Origin of the sequence: Catenibacterium sp. UBA627 (assembly GCF_002299355.1) — a bacterium.
Taxonomy (GTDB): domain Bacteria; phylum Bacillota_I; class Bacilli_A; order Erysipelotrichales; family Coprobacillaceae; genus Catenibacterium; species Catenibacterium mitsuoka.
The window spans coordinates 1-4,301 of the sequence record NZ_DBPF01000048.1 but is presented as its reverse complement, the minus strand read 5'-3'; the positions used below and the strand labels follow the sequence as shown (position 1 = coordinate 4,301).

Below are 4,301 nucleotides of genomic sequence, written 5' to 3'. Positions count from 1 at the left end.
ATGAATCATCATAAGGAAGTATCCTAAGAAACCTATTCACAGGTTTCTTTTTTTTTGCGATTTATCCAAAAACATAGATTGTGTTTACAGATAGTTTTATAATTAATAAAGATATATCGATAGATAAGGGAGGTACAATCTAATATGAAGAAATATATCAAATCAAGTCTCTTTTATTTTTCTATTTGTATTATTTTGTTTTCAACAGCAGGTCTTATGTCTGTCTTTTTAGCGAATATTCTCAAAAGAATGATTGATACCTCAACCGCAAAAAATATTATGCAGTTTTACCATGTGATGATTCTTACTATCTTCTTTATCATCATTAATTTTACTCTTCATATACTAAGAGGTTTCTTTAAAGCAAAATTTCTCAAGAAAGTCATGTTGTCTTTGAAACATGATTTATTTAAAGGAATATTCTCAAAGAGTATCAAAGACTTCAATAGGGAAAACACTTCAGTCTATACGAGCATATTTAATAATGATTTAAAGATACTTGAAAAGAATTATTTTGATAACCTTCTTACAATCATCTCTGACTTATCTCAATTCTTCATTTGTTTAGTTGCAGTCATCTCATTCCAATTTGAACTTGCTGTCATAATCATATTAATTAATGTGATTGCGATATTTGTACCTGTATTATTAGGTAAAATATTATCCCATAAGCAGATAGATTCTATTAATAAATTCAGTGATTTGAATGTGAAGATTAAGGATTTCTTCAATTCTTTTGAAATCATCAAATGTTTCCAGGTGACTCATAAAGTAATAGATGACTTTGATCATGCAGATAATATATATGAAGAAAGTATGGAAAACTTTAGATATTGTGAAGGAATCATAGCTGGTTTTTCAACTTTATCATCACTTGGTGTAAGTATTATGACAACACTTATATCACTCTATTTTGTCATCAAGAATCAAATTACTATTGGTGAAATGATGGCAATCACACAACTTGTAAACAATATTGCGAATCCTCTAGGACGATTATCTAGTGAACTTCCATTATTAAAGAGCACAAAACCTATTGAACTTAAATTAAAAGAATATACGGATATTAAAATGGTTCAAACTGGAATTAAAATAAATGGTCTAAATCAAATCACTATGGATCATATATCATTTGGCTATACCGAAAACAAAGAAATCATTCATGATTTTAGCTATGAATTTCTTAAAAATAAGAAGTATGCGATTGTCGGTAATAGTGGATGTGGGAAGTCCACTATCGTCAAGCTTCTTTTAAATTACTATGATAACTACAAAGGAAATATCCTTATCAATGATGTAAATCTCAATGAAATTGATATGAGTAGTGTTTACTCTCATTTATCCATGGTTCATCAAAATGCACCTATTCTCAATGATACTCTAAGAAACAATATTACTTATTATAATGATTATTCAATGGAACAGGTTAATCAAATCGTACATGAGGCAGGATTAGATCATTTTGTAGAATCATTACCTGATGGATTAGATACTGTCATCAATGAAAATGGGAATAATATCTCTGGAGGAGAAAAACAGAGAATCAGTATTGCAAGAACTTTATTAAAGAATGCAGATTTATTGATCTATGATGAACCCACATCTAACTTAGATCATGTGACCGCAAAAGAAGTAGAAAAGAATTTGTTGAATAGAAATAATACATGTATCATGATCACTCATAGATTAGAAGATAATCTATTAGAGAGATTCGATGAAATACTCGTACTAGATCATGGGACTATTGTAGAATCAGGTACTTTTAAAGATCTTCTAGATAGAAAAGGAGTATTCTACTCTTTGTATAAAGGATGAAAAGTAGGAGATATTCTTGTAATGTCTCCTATTTTTTTATCTGAAGACAAAAATATAGTATCATTTATTGACTTCTTATTGCATAAGATTATAATATTTCATAAATGAACTATCTAAATATGAAAGAAGGTAAGAGCATGTATTTTAATATAGAGTTTCCAAATAAAATGGCTCATGCATATAGTGTTATGTGTAAACCACTATGTCAGGAAATGAAATTACCACAAACAGCTTTTGATATATTGATGTTTTTATCGAATAATCCTCAATATAAGACAGCAAGAGATATTGTAGAAGTAAGAAAAATTAAAGCCAATCTTGTTTCTATAAATGTAGATAAGCTTGTAAAAGAAGGGTATCTAGAAAGAAGAGAAGTGGCAGGAGATCGCCGAAAGACAGAACTTGTATGTACTTCTCGGGCAGATTCTATTATAGAAAAAGGACGCATAGTTCAGAAGGATTTTAAAGATACATTATTTAATAGCATGGATGATTCTATGAAAGAAATATTATTTAAAGGTATGGAAATCATGGAAGATAATCTTGATAGGATATTGGAGGATCAGTAATATGACAGTGTTAATGACTATTCTTGTTACATTTTTTGCAGGTATGGGTGCAGGATTAGGTACTGGTTTTGCAGGTATGAGTGCTGCAGCTGTGATTAGTCCTATGTTAATTACTTTCTTAGGAATGAAGCCTTATATGGCTGTAGGGATTGCTTTATCTTCAGATGTACTTGCAAGTGCAGCTTCAGCATATGAATATGGTAAAAACAAGAATCTAGATATTAGAAATGGTTTAATCATGATGGTTTCTGTATTATGCTTTACAGTAGTAGGAAGCTATATCTCTAGTTTAGTACCAGCAGCTACTATGGGTAATTTCTCAGTCTTTATGACAATGCTTCTTGGAATAAAGTTTATCCTTAGACCAGTTATGACAACAAAAGAATCTATGGAAGCAGTCTCTCCTCAAAAGAGAGCCATTCAGTCAGTAATCTGTGGTGTTATTATTGGTTTTATCTGTGGTTTCATTGGTGCAGGTGGAGGTATGATGATGCTTCTTATTCTTACTACTGTATTAGGTTATGAACTTAAGACAGCAGTAGGAACAAGTGTCTTTATTATGACATTCACTGCCTTAACAGGAGCTGTATCTCATTTTGCGATTGGTGGGACACCTGACTGGGGTGTATGGATTCTATGTATTATCTTTACATTCATCTGGGCAAGAATTGCAGCGCGCTTTGCGAATAAAGCCACTCCAGAAACATTAAATAGAGTGACAGGTATTATCCTAGTTATATTAGGTGTTGTGGTATTTGCATTCTCAATGGTGAAATAAAAAAAGTCTTCTTTACATTTGACGTAAAGAAGATTTTTTAATTACTTAGAAATGATTTCTACACCATCTTCTGTTACTAGAAGAGTATGTTCCCATTGTGCTGATAGTTTTCCATCATCTGTATAAACAGTCCAGTCATTATCAGTACCTAGATGGATATGACGTGTTCCCTGGTTAATCATTGGTTCAATAGTAAATACCATTCCAGGAACTATTAATACAGTCTTTTCTTTTGGTGTATAATGATATACATAAGGATCCTCATGCATGGCTTTTCCAATACCATGACCACAGAACTCTTCTACAACACTATAGCCATTGGCATGGGCATGCTTTTCAATTGCTGTACCAATATCAGCAATAGTACTTTCCCAAGGCTTTACAGCCTTCATACCTTCTTCAAGACATTCTTTAGTCACCTTTACTAGACGCTGTGCTTCTTCTGATACATGACCTAGCATAAACATTCTTGAAGCATCTGCATAATAGCCATTTACTCCAGTTGTCGCATCCACATTAATGATATCTCCATCCTGAAGTACATAATCTCCAGGAATACCATGACATACTTCATCATTGACAGAAGTACAGATACTCTTAGGATACCCTTCATAATTTAAATCTGCAGAATAACCACCATGACTTGATGTATAAGCCACAGCCATATCATCAATATCCTGTGTTGTCATACCAATTTGAATATGTTCTTCAATATAATCTAATAATCCATTATTGACAACAGCTGCTCTTTTAATAGCTTCAATCTGTTTCTCATTCTTAATCATTTTATGATTAGGAATAAGATAACCATGTTTTTTATATTGTTTAAGCTTTTTATCAAAAGCTTCATGACAATCATGATAGTCTAACTGACTACCACACCAGCATTTTCTTTTCATTGTTTTACCTTCTTTCTGTATAAAGTATACACCATTTTTTAAAAAATTACATTGAAAGTTAGTTATATATAACTAGGAGTACACAAATGATTTATTATTTTACAGGAACAGGCAATAGTCGATATATTGCAAGAGAACTACATCAACAATTAAATGAAGATTATATAAGTGTCAACTACCCACGACCTAAAGGTCATGGGCTTGTAACTGCCCAGTCGTACTAACGGTTTACACCTCCGA

General features: G+C 31.8%; 4 protein-coding genes. 3 read left to right on the top strand and 1 reads right to left on the bottom strand.

Annotation, left to right across the window (positions count from 1 at the left end; translation table 11 throughout):
• The first annotated feature begins 144 nt into the window (after nt 1-144).
• From B2S90_RS03540 to B2S90_RS03530, 3 genes are all read left to right on the top strand, one after another.
• Nucleotides 145-1,815, top strand: coding sequence for an ABC transporter ATP-binding protein (locus tag B2S90_RS03540; RefSeq protein WP_286696548.1), 1,671 nt, complete (start codon nt 145-147; stop codon nt 1,813-1,815).
• Nucleotides 1,816-1,952: 137 nt separating this feature from the next.
• Entirely contained in the window at nt 1,953-2,384 is a 432-nt protein-coding gene (locus B2S90_RS03535) for a MarR family winged helix-turn-helix transcriptional regulator (protein ID WP_278779091.1), read from the top strand.
• 7 nt (nt 2,385-2,391) lie between these two features.
• Nucleotides 2,392-3,162 (top strand): sulfite exporter TauE/SafE family protein, encoded by a 771-nt coding sequence (locus tag B2S90_RS03530; RefSeq protein ID WP_329966545.1) that lies wholly within the window; start codon nt 2,392-2,394, stop codon nt 3,160-3,162.
• A gap of 41 nt (nt 3,163-3,203) precedes the next feature.
• Here B2S90_RS03530 and map read toward each other — a convergent pair whose 3' ends face one another.
• Complete coding sequence (gene map / locus B2S90_RS03525; protein WP_040390289.1) at nt 3,204-4,061, bottom strand: type I methionyl aminopeptidase; 858 nt, start codon at nt 4,059-4,061, stop codon at nt 3,204-3,206.
• Nucleotides 4,062-4,301 lie beyond the last annotated feature (240 nt).

Bases quoted from the DNA above. Each gene is read 5' to 3' on its own strand.
- B2S90_RS03540 (WP_286696548.1), top strand. From the start codon at position 145: ATGAAGAAATATATCAAATCAAGTCTCTTTTATTTTTCTATTTGTATT.
- B2S90_RS03535 (WP_278779091.1), top strand. From the start codon at position 1,953: ATGTATTTTAATATAGAGTTTCCAAATAAAATGGCTCATGCATATAGT.
- map (WP_040390289.1), bottom strand. From the start codon at position 4,061: ATGAAAAGAAAATGCTGGTGTGGTAGTCAGTTAGACTATCATGATTGT.